The following is a 16,118-nucleotide window of genomic DNA, read 5'->3' on the forward strand; positions in this document are numbered from 1 at the left end:
GCTTCAGGACGAGTAAAGCAACTCGATACCTGGTTCTGCTTTAATAAAGCATAAAACAAAATCGGCCGCCCCATGTGGGGCGGCCGATTTTGTTTGCCGTTGGCTGCAGCGTCAACTTAGTGCTGCACTACCAGGCGAATGGTTTGCTGCTGCTCACCGGCGGCTAAGCGCACGAGATACACGCCGTTGCTCAGGTTGCTCAGGGGCAGATCTACCTGCTTGGCACCAGCGGTTTGGCGGGCAGCGGGCAGCGTCTGCACGGTGGCACCTAGCAGGTTCGTTACCGTAATCTGCACGTTACCGGCTTGGGGCAGGGTGTAGCGCAGCTGGGCGGCGGTGGCGGCGGGATTAGGCGCGGCCGTCAGCTGCAGGGCCAGGGCTTCGCGGCGGGCTTTGCTGCTCAGAACCGTACCGGCCGGAATGGCAATGCGGCGCGAAGTGTATACGGCGTATTGACCGGGGGCCAGCGTGAGCGGAGCGGCGGGGTCAGCTACGGTGAGGGTCTGGCCGGTCAGGTAGTCATACCACGTGCCGGCGGCTTGGAAGTTAGGCACTACCGTGGCCGTCTGCACGCCAAAGTTGCCCACGATGGTCACGTTCAGGCGGGGGTCGGTGAGTTGCATGGTTTTCACCGCGCCGTTCAGGTTCTGGGTGAAGCTGGCCGGATTCTCAAATGCGGGCTCCTGCGTTTTGAGCGTAATCAGGCTGCGGTACACGTCGTACAAGCGGCGACGGTTGGCGTTCTGGTAGTAGGTCCACTCGGGGGCCTTATTGCTCAGCTTGCAGTCATCCTTGGGGTACGGTTGAGGAATAGTCCCATCGGGGCAGGAGAAGATAGACTTATCATAGCCCACTTCGCCAAATTGCCAGATCATTTTGGGGCCGGGCACCGGGAAGAAGAAGGCGGCGGCCAGCTCCTGCCGGGCCAAAGCCGTGGGCAGATTTTTCACCGAGTAATTACCAGCCACGTTGCCGAAGGCGAGGTTCTTATACATGAGCCGCTCTTCGTCGTGGCTTTCCATATAGGTAATCAGGTTGGGGGCGCTCCAGCCGCGGCCACCCTGAGCGGTGGTGCCGTAGTAGCCGTAGCTGAAGTTCGATTTGCCGCCTTCGTTGTAGCCCATGGTGCCTTCGTTGTAGGCATCCGTCATCTTGCCCCACAGCATCAGGCCCATATCCGACAAGACTTTTTCCTCGTCGTTGTTGCCCAAGTGCTCCAGGATGGAATAGGACGTAGGGTCCACGCTCACCAGGAAGTCCCGGTAGTCTTTCCAGATGTTCACGCGCGACTGGTCGTACTGGCTCCAGGCGCCGGCATCGGTGGTAACCTTCTGGGTAAAGCCTTTGCTGAGGTCGAAGCGGTAACCGTCGATATTGTATTCCTTCAGCCAAAACTCCATTACACGCTTGCTGAAGTAGCGGGTAAACGAGCTTTCGTGGTTGAAATCGTAGCCCACGTTGAAGGGGTGGGTGGCGGTGCGGTTAAACCAGGGGTTGGAAGTGGACGGGTTGCCATCCTCGAAGTACATCTGTACCATCGGGCTCTGGCCAAACGACTGGTTGAGCACCATATCCAGCACCACGGCCATACCGCGGCGGTGGCACTCATCAATGAAGCGCTTCAGGTCGTTTTTCGGGCCGTAATACTTGTCGGGGGCGAAGTAGAACGAGGTATTGTAGCCCCAGCTTTCGTTGCCCTCAAACTCGTTCACCGGCATCAGCTCAATCACATTCACGCCCAGGCGCTGAAGGTAAGCCAGCGTATCCACCAGCGTTTTGTAATCGTGGCGGGCAATGAAGTCGCGCGGCAGCAGTTCGTACACCACCATATCCTCTTTCTTGGGACGCTGGAAATTGGTAGTCTGGAATGTGTAGCCGGGGGCGTTGCTTTGCAGCACCGAGACGATGCCCGTAGTCCGTCCGGCAGGGTAGGCCTTCAGGCCAGGGTAGGTAGCGGCGGTAATGTATTGGTCGTTATTGGGGTCAAGCACCTTCTCAGTGAAAGGGTCGGGTACGCGCAGGCCGCCGTCAACCTGAAACTGATAGGCGTACTCCTGCCCGGCAGTCAGGCCATCAATCTGAATCCACCAACGGCCATCTACCGAGTTATCGGCAGTGCCGGCGGCGTTGGGCGTGCGCTTCATGTACGAGGCATCGTTGGCCGTCCAGTTATTGAACTCCCCAATAGCGTGAATGAACTGCTTGTTCGGTGCCGTGAGGCTCAGGATGGCGGAAGTGCCGTTGTTGATGTACGTTACCCCGTCGCGCTTGGCCCCGGCGGGCAAGGCGGCCAGCGTTACGGCTGCGCGGGTTTGCAGCACGAGGTCGGAAGAAGCCGTTGCGGTACCATTGGTAGCCGTCAGGCGCACCGTGTTGGCACCAGCCTGCGTGAGCGTTACGCTGGCGCTGATGCTGGTGGTGTTGGTCTGCTGGGCAATCTGGGTGCCGTTCAACGACAGCGTGAGCGTGGCGGGCACGGCCGAGGTGCCGGTAACGGTGGTGGGCGTGTTCAGCGGCACCGACGTGGCACCCGGGCCCGTGGGAGCCGTAAAGCGCAGGTCAAACTGGTTCTGAGCCACATCCACGTAGATGTCGCCGTTAGGTCCGCGGCCTACTAAGGTACCATCGGCGTTTTTGAAGATCATGCCCAGGCGGTAGATAGTGGTACCCGCTGGAATGGGATAGTAGGTGTTGGGCGTAAACGTGATGGTGTACACGTTGGCGCTTACCCGGGTCATTTTGGCGGCTGGGTCAGCTTGGTTAAAGCTGGGGCTTTTGACGTTGGTCCACTGCGTACCGGTGGGGCTGTCAATCACCACGCCTGTCCAGATGTACACGTCGCCGGTGAAGTTGGCTAGTGCTGCGTTGCCCTGAGTGGCATTGTACGTGATGGTTACCGCCTGACTGGCCAGAAATGGCGAGGGCTGCGTGGTAACCACCTGAGCCCGCAAAACCGGCCCTGCGGCCAGCATTGCCACCAGACTCAGAATAAGTCGAAGTGCTTTCATGAAAAAAGGAGTTGGGAATTTAAAAAATGGATGCTCATCTTTGGTGCCCTATTGACCGTATCAGAAAGAGAACAACCGATACGAGTGCAAGAGGGCATTAAAGATACGGTAAGTACTCACGTACTGCCAAGTCAATAGCGGCTTTTCTCGTAGATTTAAGCGCGTTTTAATTTCACTGAGCTTCCCGCGTGGTTTTGTTGTCTGGCCCTCGTTTTTCCGCATGGCAGCTCGGGTTGCGTACCTGCTTCTTATTGGCCGCGCTGCTTTCTATAGCTACAGCGCAAGCCCAGGCGCCCACAGTGGCACTGGCTACCGGTCAGCGGCCCACTACATCGGCCTATTCCCCCACCGATACGCTGCCGCCGGTTTCCCGCCTCAATCAACGGTTGCCTGTTCTGGCCGGAGGGTTGGTAGTGTCGTATTCAGCCAGCATGTACCTGCTGAGCAAAGGCTGGTACACTGGTGAGCGGACGCGCTTTCACTGGTTTAACGACCTGCCCGAATGGAAGCAGATGGACAAGGCCGGCCATTTTTGGGGGGCTTTCCACGAGAGCCGGGGCGCGGTGGATATGCTGAGCTGGGCCGGCGTGCCCGACCGACGGGCCACCTGGTACGGGGGCTTCGTGGGGTTCCTGCTCCAAAGCCCTATCGAGCTACTTGATGGCCGTGACCCGGAGTACGGAGCCTCCGCCACCGATTTGGCTGCCAATTTCCTGGGCTCGGCCGGGCTGATTGGGCAGCAGCTGGCCTGGAACGAGGTGCGCATCATGCCCAAGTACTCCTTCCATACCACCCGCTACTCCGCCCTGCGCCCCAATGTGCTGGGCCGCAGTCTGGCCGAGAAGCACCTCAAAGACTACAACGGCCAGACCTACTGGCTCTGCGCCGATGTGGGGGCTTGGCTGCCGAGCACCTCGCGCTGGCCCCGTTGGCTGCAGCCGGCCCTAGGCTACGGAGCCCAACAAATGGTGTTCAACGACCCCGATGCCAACGCCGCCCTGGGCCTGCGGCCCTACCGGCAGTTCTACCTCAGCCTCGACGTGGATTTACGCCGCATTCCGACCCGTAGCAAAGTGCTGAAGCGGGTATTCTACGTGGCCAGCATCTTCCACTTGCCGGCTCCGGCGCTGGAATGGAACGCCCGGCGCGGTTTTGTGGCGCACGGGCTGTACTACTAAATCACAGATGTTGCAGATAAGGCAGATAGCGCAGATTCGTTCTGACGGCAGGCGGTAGCAGAATGATGGATAGTGTATACACCGCAGATTTTTGGTGGCGGCTGAGCAGGAAGTTACGCGCTGTTTTCCGGAGCTTGGCACGAAAAGTTATGGAAAACTGAAGCCGGTGAAAGCGAAGACCAGAAGCCCACGTTATACCAAGAGCCCCTTCTTTTGAGGCATAGAGTTAGCGTGAACTCACCTGTGCCCGTAAGCTGGCAGATTATGGCAAACAGCTATGCCTACTGTATCTTTTTGCAAGTTTTTCGTGTTATACCCCGAACTTCGCCCGTTTCGGGTCCAAGCCGTTGTTTCACTCAACGGCATCTGTGAAATCAGCCTAATCAGCGTTAATCTGTGATTTATGAATGTTGGAGACCGTGTACGCCTGCTCACCGGGCGCGAAGAAGGCATTGTAACCCGCCTGCTCAGCGAGGAGCTGGTGGAAGTAGCCATTGATAATGATTTCACCATTCCGGTGCTACGCCGCGAAGTGGTAGTGGTAGCCGCCGAGGAAACCAAGGCCTTCGGGCAGAGCGCCGCCGCCATTGCCTCCGAGAAAAAAGCGGCCGCAACCGGTGCCGCCCACGCCGCTCGAGCCGCCAAAGCTGCGGGCACCCCCACAGCCGCCCAGCCGAGCAAATCGGAAGGGCCGGCCCCGGTGAAAGCCGACAAAACCGTAGCCCCGCCCGTGCAGAAAGGCCTGTACCTGGCCCTCACCCACCAGTCGCCGGAGTTGCTGGCCTTGCACCTCGTCAACCACACCGACCGGGACGTGCTCTACACCTTCGGGGAGGAGCGCCAGGGCAAGTACCGAGGCCTGAAGGCTGAAAAGCTGGAAGCCAAAGCCGCCAGCCCGGCCCTGGGCCACTGGCATCTCAAGGACTTCGACCAGTGGCCGGCGGCCGTGGTGCAGTTGCTGCCCTACCGGTTCAATGGCACTGAGGCCTACGAGCTGCTCACCAAACGGCTGCAGTTCAAGGCCGCCAGCTTCTACACCAGCCGCCAGCCCAACGTACCGGTGCTGCAGCGTGAGGCCTACCTGTTTCAGCTGGATGAGAAGCCCGCCGCCCCGGTAGCCATTGCCCCCGAGAAGCTAGCCGAAACGCTTAAGGCACAACTAACCGGCAACGCCCCGGCCAAGCCCGCCGCCGTGGCCCCGGCCCCCGAGCCGGCTAAGGCAATTGTGGCTCCGCCCCACGAGGTGGATCTGCACCTGGAAGCCCTGATGCCGGAAGGCGCCGAGGGCCTGAGTAACACGGCTATTCTCAAGCTTCAGCTCGAAGCCTTTGAGGATACCCTGAGCCGCGCCCTGGCTACTAACATGCACGAAATCATCTTCATCCACGGCTCCGGCAACGGCACCCTACGCAAAGAGCTGCACAAACTGCTCAGCCGCAACCGGGACATCAAGTTCTTCGAGGATTCGCGGAAGGAAAAGTTCGGCTACGGCGCTACGCTGGTGCGCTTGAAGTAGAACGCGGATTTTGCGGATTAAAAGGATTGCGCAGATTTGGGATACGGACTTAGTGCCGTGATGACAGGTTTTTCCGGTCCGGCGGCTGCAAGCCGTCGGGCCGGTTGTCGTTAGCTGAGGTCGATTCGTTGTTGTTCGGGTGGCAGTTGGCGTCAACCGACCCGACGGCTTGCAGCCACCGGACTGGGGTGGAATGCAACTCCATGGTTCAACCCGCTACTTTAGCGGTTGTAATCAGTTCCGCTTCATGAAATTTCCCGCGCTTCTCGCCGCTTCTCTCCTCCCCCTTACCCTGGCGGCTCAGCAGCTGCCCGTGCCGCGCAACCTGCAGGCCACCTACGCCGAAGGCACCCGCTCGGTAACTGGCCAGCCCGGCCCCAACTACTGGCAGAACTCAGCCGACTACAAGCTGAAAGTCAATTTCGACCCGACCACGCGGCTGGTAAAAGGCACCGCTGATATTGCCTACCACAACCAAAGCCCCGACTCGCTCAGGCAGCTGTGGTTCAAGCTCTACCCCAACCTGTACAAGAAAGGTGCCCCCCGGGCCAGCGGCATGAGCCCCGAGGACGTGGGCGAGGGCATGAAGCTGGAAAAGTTGACCATCAACGGGCAGGCGGTGGATGTGGCGAAACTTAAGGCTGATTTTACCAACCTGACGGTGCCCATGCGCCGGGCCATCGGGGCCAAGCAAACGGCCCAGATTTCGGTTACGTATAGTTACACGCTCAACAAAGGCTCCCACATGCGCACCGGGGAGGTGGAGCCGGGGGCTGATTTTGTGGCCTACTTCTTCCCCCGCGTGGCCGTGTACGACGACATCGACGGCTGGAACCGTAACCCTTATATCGGCAGCCAAGAGTTTTACAACGACTTCGCCAACTTCTCCGCCGACATCACCGTGCCCCGCAACTTTGTGGTGTGGGCCACCGGCGACCTGACCAACGCCGACAAAGTGCTGGGCAAGAAGTACGCCCAGCGCCTGCGCGAGGCCGAAACTAAGGACGGCATCACCTCTATCATCAGCGCCGCCGACCTCAAAGCCCGCGACCTGACGGCCCCCGCCGCTCAGAATACCTGGCACTTCGAGGCCAAGAACGTGACGGACTTCGCCTTTGCCACCACCGACCACTACGTGTGGCAGGCCAGCAGCCTGGTAGTGGACCCCGCCACCAAGCGACGCACCCGCGTGGATGCCGTGTACAACCCCGAGCACAAGGATTACGAGGAGGTGGTGCACTTTGCCCGGAAAACGGTGGAGGCCATGAGCTACACCTTCCCCAAGTGGCCCTTCCCCTACGCCCACGAAACCATTTTCGACGGGCTGGACCAGATGGAGTACCCCATGATGGTGAACGACAACCCCACCAGCACCCGCGAGGATGCCATTACGCTCACCGACCACGAGATTTTCCACACGATGTTCCCATTCTACATGGGCATCAACGAAACCAAGTACGGCTGGATGGATGAGGGCTGGGCCACCATCGGCGAGTGGCTGATTTCGGGCATGATTGACCCCAAACTGGACGACGACTACGGCATTGCCCCCTACGCCGCCGCTGCCGATACCGAGGTGGATCTGCCCATCGTCACGCTCAGCACCCAGCAGACGGGCACGCCCTTCTTCCTCAACTCCTACCCCAAACCGGGCCTGGGCTACCTCTACGTGAAGGATTTACTGGGCGACGAGCTGTTCACGAAGGCCCTGCATACCTACATCCGCCAGTGGAACGGCAAGCACCCCATGCCTTACGACTTCTTTAACTCAATGAACGCCGGGGCCGGCCGTAACCTCAACTGGTTCTGGCAGCGCTGGTTTTTCGACGGCGGCTACCCCGACCTAGCCATCCAGCAGGTTACTAAAACATCGATGGGCTATGATGTAATAGTGGAAGCCAAAGGTACCAAGCCCGTGCCCGTAGACCTCACTGTAACCTTCCAGGATAACTCCATCGAGAAGCTGCACCGCACAATCGGCGTGTGGGAACAAGGCGCGAAAACCGTAACCGTGCCCCTAGCCACCACCAAAGCCGTGAAGCAGGTGAAGCTAGGCGCCACCCTCGTGCCCGACAGCTACCCGAAGGATAATTTGTGGGAAAGTAAATAAGTAGCTGTTTCCACTGTGGGACTTTTACTTCTATTCGTGTTTATTCCAGGCCTGCTAGCTTGGGGGTTGGCTGTTTACGTCGTTGCCGGCAGCTGGCCACTGTGTTCTATTGAAGTGGCGGCTGGTACCCTGCTAGCGCTTCTGGGCTTGATTGGGCCGCTTATTCGGTGGAAAATTACTGGTAAGCTCCACGCTTTGGAGCCTGCTTTTGTGTATCTCAGCTCGTGCGTAGTTGTGCCGGGTGGAATGGGCCTACTCATCAGTTGGTTTTGGAAGCATGGCTACGGTCTGCTAGTGGCTAATACGCTTCTTACGGCCGTAATTCTAATTTTTCCGTTTGTCTGCGGCTACTTTTTCTTGGTACCTGAGCGTTGGAGCGTACCTAAGATTCTAGGTATTAAACCTTACTATTAGTACAGGGTTAGCATGCTTCGCTGTTCATCTTTACCTACCTTTGCCCGCAGTGATGGGTCGCCCCACCGCGGCGCTGCAAAGCGACGAGGAAAGTCCGGGCAACGCAGAGCACCCTGCTTCCTAACGGGAAGGACGGCGTAGCGTAAAGCGGCGTCGGACAGCCAGTGCCACAGAAAATTACCGCCAGGCGGTGAAATGGTGAGTTGGTGAACTAGTGAGTTGCTGTTCAATCTGCGCAAGCGGAACGAATAACTCACCATTTCACAATTTCACTATCTCACCTTTGGTAAGGGTGAAAAGGTGCGGTAAGAGCGCACCAGCGGCTGGGTGACCAGTCCGGCTGGGTAAACCTCAGGGGTTGAAAGACCAAATAAGCTGGTACGCGGCCCTTTCGGGGGGCGCACCGGGCGGCTCGTCCGGCGCCAGCGGGTAGGTTGATGGAGCCCGCGCGCAAGTTCGGGCCTAGATAAATGGTGGGGCCGTTTGTCTTCGGGCGGGCGGACAAAACCCGGCTTACAGACTCATCACCCCCATCAAAACGGCCGCCGCATCTTCGGGTGCGGCGGCCGTTTTGGTTGCGGCATGCTCCAGGCCAGGAGCAATAGCTAGACGTGATTCCCCCTTAAGAAATGTCGCGCATCAGACGAGTGCGGGCCAGGCGCGGTTGCCGAATGGCAGCACAGGCCTTAGAGCTAATTCTTACCGGGACTCACCGATTATTACCCACTCCAACACCACACCCGCCTGATGCGCGACATTTCTTAAGGAGGATAATCACTTCCACCTCTAGTCATAGTATCCTGGAAAATCGGGCTAAATAGTGTTATTTCGCATACACAAACGTTTGCATAATGGCTGATTCTATACGTGTGGTAACCGGGTCTTCCCGCCGCTGGCCACTGGTGCTGGCTGGCTTTGGCTGGTTGATTGCGCTGCTGATTTCCCTCCCGGCCCTCGCTCAAAAAGCTCCGCCCAAAACGGCCGACGTGTACGTGGACGGGACCGGGGTGCTGCGCTGGCGGGGCTCGAAGCAAGAAGTGGCGTTGTTCGGGGTGAACTACACTACGCCGTTTGCTCACTCCTACCGGTCCCACCGCCGCCTGGGCGTCACGCCCGAGCAGGGCATCGACCAGGACGTGTACCACCTTTCGCGGCTGGGCATTGATGCGTTTCGGGTACACGTCTGGGATGTAGAAATTTCCGATACACTGGGCAATGTGCTGCAGAATGAGCATCTGCGCCTACTCGATTACCTGCTGCAGCGGCTCAAGCAGCGCGGCATCAAAACAGTGCTGACGCCCATAGCCTACTGGGGCAACGGCTACCCCGAACCCGACACGGCCCAGACCGGCTTCTCGGCCATCTACCCCAAGGGCCGGGCCTATAACAACCCGCGCGCTATTCGGGCCCAGGAAAACTACCTCCGGCAGTTCCTCAACCACCGCAACCAGTACACCGGCCTGCTCAACCGCGAGGACCCCGATATCATTGCCTACGAAGTATGCAACGAGCCCCACTACCGCCAGCCCGAGGCCGAAGTAAGTGAATTTGTGCAGCGGATGGTAGCGGCCATGCGCTCCACAGGCTACACCAAGCCCATCTTCTACAACCTGGCCGAAAGCCCGGCCGTGGCTAACGCCATTCTGAGCAGCCCGGTGCAGGGCTTCACGTTTCAGTGGTACCCCTCGGCGCTGGTAAACGGACACACGCTGCGCGGCAATCTGCTGCCGTTGGTGGAGAAATACCCGATTCCGTATGCTCAGGACCCGCGCTTTGCTGATAAGCCCCGGCTGGTGTACGAGTTTGAATCGGCCGATATTCTGCAGCCGGTGATGTACCCGCTCATGGCCCGTAGCTTCCGCAGCGCCGGTTTCCAGTGGGCCACTCAGTTTGCCTACGACCCACTAGCCCTGGCTTACGCCAACACCGAGTACCAGACGCACTACCTCAACCTGGCCTACACGCCCGCCAAAGCCATCAGTCTGCTGATTGCGGGTAAGGTATTCCGGCAGGTGAAGCGCAACCAACAGTTCAAGGCTTACCCCCAGGATTCCACGTTCGGCAATTTTCGGGTGAGCTACTGCAACGGCCTGAGTGAGCTGAACACGTCGGAGGAGTTCTACTACACCAGCACCACCACTACCGCCCCGCGCAAGCCGGCGACCCTGCGCCGGGTGGCCGGTACCGGCTCCTCGCCCCTGGTGCAGTACCAGGGCACCGGGGCCTACTTCCTCGACCAGCTGGCCCCCGGCGTATGGCGGCTGGAGGTGATGCCCGATGCCATTCAGGTGCGCGACCCATTCGCCAAAACCTCCCTGCGCCAACCCGTCACCCGCATCGTCTGGAATACCCAGCCGCTGCGCCTCAGCTTGCCCGGTCTGGGCGCTGACTTCACGGTGCGGGGCCTGAATGAGGGCAACACCTTTCAGGGCCAGGCCAACGGCGGCACGGTGGCGCTCCGGCCCGGCGTGTACGTGGTGGCCGCTCGGGGCAAAAACACCGCTGCGTACACAGCGCAAACTCAACTGGGAGCCATCAAGCTGGGCGAGTTTGTGGCTCCAGCGGCCACGGAGTTGCCGGCCCAGGTAATGCATACGGCTCCGGACCAGCTACCAGCTGGACAGCCGGCAGTGCTCCGTGCCACCCTGGCCGGGGTAGAAGCGGCGGATTCGGTACTACTGATTGCCCAGCATTTCTACGGGCAGACGCGCACAATACCCATGCGCCGCCCTACCCTGACGACTGCTGAGGCTACCGTGCCCACCGAGCTGCTCTATCCCGGCCTGCTGCGCTACTGGGTAGTTGTGAAGCACCACCAACAAACTACTACCTTCCCCGGCGGCTATGCCGGGAGCCCCCGCAATTGGGACTACTCTCCCCAAGAACACTGGGAAACGCCCATCGTACCAGCTGGGGCTCCACTCCCGTTGTTCCAGGCTGCTCAGGACCAGCAGCGGGTTGAAACAGGCGGTGTAAATGGCGCGGGCTGGACGGACTACGTGACTACCAGCAGCGGCCACCTGGCCCTGCGGCTGCTCCAGGCACCCACGCCCGCTAACCCACCAGCCTTCTTCGATGCTGCCGCGCCAGTGGCGTTTCTGCGGGCTTACTTCGGCGACCGGCTGGCTGCCCGGGCCCCGGAAACCGGCAACTTCCGCGAACTGGTGCTGCGTGCCCGCCGTAGCGGTGGGGCCGGCTCCGTACGCTTCGTACTCACCACCCGCGACGCCGCCGCCTACACGGTCGAAGTAGAAGTGGGTTCCGAACTACAGGAAATTCGGGTACCGCTGGCAGCGTTCCGGCCCGGGGCCCAGGCGCTGTTGCCGCGCCCGTACCCCAGCTTTCTGCCGATGTATGCCCCTGCTGCTCCCGTTGGCCCGGCCTTGCCAATTGCGCAAGTGGAAGTGCTGCAGATTCTGCTTGGCCCGGCTGCCGCTTCCGGATCTGCAGAGCGGCCGTACCTGGATATTGAATCAGTGGAGCTGCGGTAATCGAACGTCCGGTTCGGCGGGCAGAGCCCGTCGGGCCGGTTGCCGCCTGAACGACAACGCCTGAACGACAACGCCTGAACGACGACGTGCGTCCGGTACCTAACAACTTCAGCTACCAACAACCGGCCTGATGGCTTGCAGCCGCCGGACCGGATACTGCCACATAACCCTGCATCAGAGCGGCACGTTTTGTACCTTTCGCGGCCTACACTTTTGTTCTTTCTATGCCCCGCATTCTCATTATCGACGACGAAAAGGCCATTCGGCATACGCTGAAGGAAATCCTCGAATACGAAAGCTACCAGGTAGATCAGGCGGAGGACGGCCCCACCGGCCTCGATATGCTTATCCGTGACAAGTACGACGTGGTGCTCTGCGACGTGAAGATGCCCAAGATGGACGGCATTGAGGTGCTGGAGCGGGCCCGCATTCTGGCTCCCGGCGCCACGTTTATCATGGTATCGGCCCACGGCAACGTGGAAACGGCCGTGGATGCCACCAAAAAAGGCGCCTACGATTTCCTGCAGAAGCCGCCAGACCTGAACCGCCTGCTGGTAACCGTGCGCAACGCCCTCGACCACAGCAAGCTGGCCACCGAAACCACCAAGCTCAGCACCGAGAACAAGACGCTTAAGAAGAAGCTAGCCAAGAACTCGGAAATGATTGGGGACTCGGAAGCCCTTTCGGCGGTGCGCAAAGCCATTGAGAAGGTAGCTCCCACCGATGCCCGCGTGCTCATTACCGGCCCCAACGGCGCGGGCAAGGAGATGGTAGCCCGGCAGCTGCATGAGCTCAGCAACCGCAGCAATGGGCCGCTGGTAGAAGTAAACTGCGCCGCCATTCCCTCCGAGCTGATTGAGTCGGAGCTATTTGGGCACGAGAAAGGCTCGTTTACTTCGGCGGTAAAGCAGCGCATCGGTAAGTTTGAGCAGGCTGACGGCGGCACCCTGTTCCTGGATGAAATTGGGGATATGAGCCTTTCGGCTCAGGCCAAGGTGCTGCGGGCACTGCAGGAAAATAAGATAACCCGCGTGGGCGGCGAAAAAGAAATTTCGGTGAATGTGCGCGTGCTGGCCGCTACCAACAAGGACCTGCTACAGGAAATTGCCGACAAAAACTTCCGCGAGGACTTGTACCACCGCCTGTCCGTTATCCTTATCCAAGTGCCGGCCCTCAACGACCGGCGCGACGATATTCCGGCCCTCATTGAGAAGTTTCTCAAGGACATTGCCCAGGAGTACGGCAACAAGCCCAAAAAGGTAGATGCCGCCGCGCTCAAGTACCTGCAAAACCTCGACTGGCGCGGCAATATCCGGGAGCTGCGCAACGTGGTAGAGCGGCTGGTAATTATGAGTGACGACACCATTATGGAGGCAGACGCCCGCGCTTTTGCGGGTAAGTGAGCCTGGCAAAACCAGCCGTAGAGGTTTGGTTTGCGTAGTAGAAGCCCCGGGCAGCCCAGCTGTTCGGGGTTTTGTTTACGTGCTTTCCGCTCCATTCTGTATGACTTCCTTTTTTGATGAGCTGCTAGGCATGCAGGCCACGGCTGAGACAATTACCGTTGGGCAAACCTGTGCCCGGACAGTGCTGGTATTCTCGGTTGCCCTGATTCTACTGCGGCTTTCGGGCCGGCGCACGTTTGGCGGCAACAGTGCCCTGGATATGGTGGTCAAGTTTATGTTTGGAGCCCTGCTCAGCCGCGTTATCATTGCCGATGCTCCGATGGGCATTACGTTTGCCGCCGCCGCCGCACTGGTGTGCGTGCACCGGATACTAGCCTACGCTCTGTATTTCTCCCCTGCTCTGCGCCGGATTGTGAAGGGCACCGATTCTGTGCTGGCCGAGGGAAGCACCATTCATCAGCACGAGTTGCGCAAGGCCAGCGTGAGTGAGGCGGAGCTACGCGCCGGCGTCCGCGCAGCAGCCAATACTGACGAGCTGAGCAACCTGGAAAAGATACGCCTGGAGCATGATGGAACCATCACCGTAATCAAAAAGCCCGAGTAGATTCGGCCCTAAAAACGCCCGGCGGGCAACCGTTGGTGAGCAGAAAATAGCAGCGGCTAGTTGATGTGATACGTGCGCAGCCGCAGGGAATTTAGCAGCACCGAAACGGAGCTGAGGGCCATTGCCCCGGCGGCCAGCATGGGGGAAAGCAGCCAGCCGGTGAACGGGTAGAGCAGGCCCGCTGCCACCGGAATACCCAACGTATTGTAGATAAAGGCAAAAAACAGGTTTTGACGAATGGTGCGCATGGTTTGGCGCGAGAGGCCGATGGCCGTTACTACTCCCTGCAAGTCGGAGCGCATCAGGGTGATGTCGGCGGCGGCCATTGCCACATCCGTGCCCGAACCCATGGCAATTCCAATATCGGCCTGGGCCAGGGCGGGCGCATCGTTAATACCGTCGCCGACCATGGCCACCACCCGCCCTTCGGCCTGCAGCTCCTTCACTTTACCGGCCTTGTCCTGGGGCAGTACATCGGCAAAAAACCGGCTGATGCCCACTTGCCCCGCTACCCGCGCGGCAGTTTGCGCATTGTCGCCGGTCATCATCACCACTTCCAAGCCCCGTTGCTGCAGCCGCTGGATGGCCGCCGCTGAGGTTTCCCGCACAGTATCGGCCACACCGAACACCGCCACCAACTCTCCATCCACGGCGGCGTACAGTACCGTTTTGGCCTCCGTCAGCAACTGGTTAGCGGCCTGCTGCATCTCCGGGCTTAATTGGATTGCCTGTTCCGTGAGCAGGCGCAGGTTACCTATCAGGACTGCGCGGCCCGCCACCGTAGCGCCCGCGCCCCGGCCTTCGTAGGCCCGAAAATCGGTTACTGGCAGCGCGTTGACCTTGGTTGCTTCAGCGTAGCGCACTACGGCTTCTGCCAGCGGGTGCTCACTTTGCCGTTCCAGCGCCACCAGTAAGGCCAGCAGCTCCGCTTCCACTTGTCCGGCCCCCTTTACAAAATCTGTCACGGCAGGCTCCCCGCGCGTAATGGTGCCGGTTTTGTCCAGCAACACGGTGTTCACCTGGTAAGCCTTTTCCAGCGCCTCAGCGTTGCGGATAAGTACGCCCTGCTCGGCACCCCGGCCGGTACCCACCATAATGGCCGTGGGCGTAGCCAAACCCAGCGCGCAGGGGCAGGCAATAATCAGTACCGCCACAAAGTTAACCAGGGCCAGAGGCAGCCGTTGCCCCGGCTCAGCCAGCGCAAACCACACGGCAAACGTACTGATGGCAACAAGAATAACGACCGGCACAAACACGGCACTTACCTTATCGGCCAAGCGCTGAATGGGTGCCCGGCTGCCTTGGGCTTCCTCTACCAACCGCACAATCTGGGCCAGTACAGTATCGGCGCCCACCTTGGTTACCCGGAATAGGAAGGCCCCGGTTTTGTTGAGCGTGGCCCCAAATACCACGTCCCCAGCCCGTTTTTCCACCGGCAGACTCTCCCCAGTTAGCATGGCCTCATCCAGGCTGGACTGCCCGCTGAGGATGATGCCGTCGGTGGCTACTTTCTCGCCGGGGCGCACCAGAACTTCGTCGCCGAGCTGCACCTGCTCAATGGGTACATCTACTTCCTGCCCATTACGCAGTACGCGGGCTGTTTTGGCCTGCAGGCCCACCAAGGCTTTTATGGCGGCCGACGTTTGGTGCTTGGCCCGGCTTTCCAGCACCTTCCCCAGCAGAATCAGGGCAATAATGGTAGCCGTGGTATCATAGTACACCTCCGGCATAAGCCCCTGTCGCATAAAGAAACGGGGGGCTACCGTGGCAGCCAAACTGTACAGAAAGGCCGCGCCGGTGCCCACAGCAATGAGGGTATCCATGCTGGCGGTGCCGTGGCGCAGGTTTTTCCAGGCGGCCACGTAAAACTCCCGCCCACTGTAGAGCAGCACCGGCAGCGTGAGCAGCAGCAGCACATAGTTGAGCAGCGGGGTAGAAATCCGGCTCAGTAGGTTAGGCCAGAGCATGAGCATACTCAGCGGCATAATTACCAGGGCCAGCCCTACTGCCACCTGAAACCGCCGCTGCAGATGGGCGTAGGCCTGGGCCTTGCGCTCCTCCAGTTCCTCATCTTTGACGAGCGGCGCACTGGCCGCGGGAGCCGTTACCGGCTCATGCACCGTGTAACCGGCCTGCTCCACCGCTGCCTTCAGCCCGGAGCGGTCAATCTGGGAGGGCAAGTAGTCGATGGTGGCCTTTTCGGAAGCCAGATTGACGGTAGCGCGCTGCACGCCGGGCGTGCGGCTGAGGGCCCGCTCCACGAAGTTGGAGCAGGATGCGCACGTCATACCCTCAATATTCAGGATATCGGTGCGGGTAGCTTCGGAGGTAGCGGCCGGCTCCGGTATAGGCAGTTGGGACGAATTAGAGGATTGCATAAGCGGAAAATCGGCT

8 protein-coding genes and 1 other RNA gene are annotated in these 16,118 nt (G+C 59.8%); 7 read left to right on the plus strand and 2 right to left on the minus strand.

What is annotated here, in order from left to right:
* Positions 1–116 precede the first annotated feature (116 nt).
* Positions 117–3,008 carry an alpha-amylase family glycosyl hydrolase gene (locus ABIB60_RS16780; RefSeq protein ID WP_354581528.1) on the minus strand — a complete coding sequence of 964 codons (2,892 nt, stop codon included), beginning with the start codon at positions 3,006–3,008 and terminating at the stop codon, positions 117–119.
* Positions 3,009–3,307: 299 nt separating this feature from the next.
* Between ABIB60_RS16780 and ABIB60_RS16785 the strand changes: the two genes are divergently transcribed.
* From ABIB60_RS16785 to ABIB60_RS16815, 7 genes are all read left to right on the plus strand, one after another.
* A complete protein-coding gene (locus ABIB60_RS16785) occupies positions 3,308–4,186 on the plus strand; it encodes a YfiM family lipoprotein (protein ID WP_354581530.1) in 879 nt (292 codons plus the stop codon).
* A 403-nt stretch (positions 4,187–4,589) separates the two neighbouring features.
* The gene (locus ABIB60_RS16790) at positions 4,590–5,702 is read left to right on the plus strand and encodes a Smr/MutS family protein (RefSeq protein ID WP_354581532.1); all 1,113 of its coding nucleotides are present in this window, start codon (positions 4,590–4,592) and stop codon (positions 5,700–5,702) included.
* 247 nt (positions 5,703–5,949) lie between these two features.
* The gene (locus ABIB60_RS16795; protein ID WP_354581534.1) at positions 5,950–7,812 is read left to right on the plus strand and encodes a M1 family metallopeptidase; all 1,863 of its coding nucleotides are present in this window, start codon (positions 5,950–5,952) and stop codon (positions 7,810–7,812) included.
* Between the two features lie 463 nt (positions 7,813–8,275).
* An RNA gene (gene rnpB, locus ABIB60_RS16800) (RNase P RNA component class A) lies at positions 8,276–8,758 on the plus strand.
* Positions 8,759–9,077: 319 nt separating this feature from the next.
* The gene (locus ABIB60_RS16805) at positions 9,078–11,717 is read left to right on the plus strand and encodes a membrane or secreted protein (RefSeq protein ID WP_354581536.1); all 2,640 of its coding nucleotides are present in this window, start codon (positions 9,078–9,080) and stop codon (positions 11,715–11,717) included.
* 224 nt (positions 11,718–11,941) lie between these two features.
* Positions 11,942–13,120 carry a sigma-54-dependent transcriptional regulator gene (locus tag ABIB60_RS16810; RefSeq protein WP_354581538.1) on the plus strand — a complete coding sequence of 393 codons (1,179 nt, stop codon included), beginning with the start codon at positions 11,942–11,944 and terminating at the stop codon, positions 13,118–13,120.
* 100 nt (positions 13,121–13,220) lie between these two features.
* Positions 13,221–13,724 carry a DUF421 domain-containing protein gene (locus tag ABIB60_RS16815; protein ID WP_354581540.1) on the plus strand — a complete coding sequence of 168 codons (504 nt, stop codon included), beginning with the start codon at positions 13,221–13,223 and terminating at the stop codon, positions 13,722–13,724.
* Positions 13,725–13,780: 56 nt separating this feature from the next.
* Here the strand turns inward: ABIB60_RS16815 and ABIB60_RS16820 are convergent, their stop codons facing one another.
* Entirely contained in the window at positions 13,781–16,102 is a 2,322-nt protein-coding gene (locus ABIB60_RS16820) for a heavy metal translocating P-type ATPase (protein ID WP_354581542.1), read from the minus strand.
* Positions 16,103–16,118: the final 16 nt, after the last annotated feature.

Origin of the sequence: Hymenobacter sp. UYP22 (assembly GCF_040547285.1) — a bacterium.
GTDB lineage: Bacteria > Bacteroidota > Bacteroidia > Cytophagales > Hymenobacteraceae > Hymenobacter.

Excerpts from the sequence above, each read along its gene's own strand:
- ABIB60_RS16780 (WP_354581528.1), bottom strand. The coding sequence starts at position 3,008 with ATGAAAGCACTTCGACTTATTCTGAGTCTGGTGGCAATGCTGGCCGCA.
- ABIB60_RS16790 (WP_354581532.1), top strand. The coding sequence starts at position 4,590 with ATGAATGTTGGAGACCGTGTACGCCTGCTCACCGGGCGCGAAGAAGGC.
- ABIB60_RS16795 (WP_354581534.1), top strand. The coding sequence starts at position 5,950 with ATGAAATTTCCCGCGCTTCTCGCCGCTTCTCTCCTCCCCCTTACCCTG.
- ABIB60_RS16805 (WP_354581536.1), top strand. The coding sequence starts at position 9,078 with ATGGCTGATTCTATACGTGTGGTAACCGGGTCTTCCCGCCGCTGGCCA.
- ABIB60_RS16810 (WP_354581538.1), top strand. The coding sequence starts at position 11,942 with ATGCCCCGCATTCTCATTATCGACGACGAAAAGGCCATTCGGCATACG.
- ABIB60_RS16815 (WP_354581540.1), top strand. The coding sequence starts at position 13,221 with ATGACTTCCTTTTTTGATGAGCTGCTAGGCATGCAGGCCACGGCTGAG.
- ABIB60_RS16820 (WP_354581542.1), bottom strand. The coding sequence starts at position 16,102 with ATGCAATCCTCTAATTCGTCCCAACTGCCTATACCGGAGCCGGCCGCT.